The following is a 238-nucleotide window of genomic DNA, read 5'->3' on the forward strand; positions in this document are numbered from 1 at the left end:
TGTCATCACGTACATGGGCACGTCCACGTGCGGCACGATGGCCGCGTCCCCCTGGCCGATGCCCGAGGTCTCGACCACGATCAGATCGAAGCCCGCCACCTTGCAGGCGGCCACCACGTCGGGCAGGGCCGCGCTGATCTCGCTGCCGAAGTCGCGCGTGGCCAGCGAGCGCATGAACACGCGCGGGCCCTGGCGCCAGGGTGAGATGGCGTTCATGCGGATGCGGTCGCCCAAGAGG

At 69.7% G+C, this 238-nt stretch carries 1 protein-coding gene; it reads right to left on the minus strand.

Going from position 1 to position 238, the window contains the following annotated elements; genetic code table 11:
• Positions 1 to 238: hypothetical protein (locus AAHB17_RS24680; RefSeq protein ID WP_342133706.1), on the minus strand; the 238-nt coding region annotated here is incomplete at both ends.

The organism is Hydrogenophaga sp. OTU3427, from assembly GCF_038440225.1.
GTDB lineage: Bacteria > Pseudomonadota > Gammaproteobacteria > Burkholderiales > Burkholderiaceae_C > Hydrogenophaga.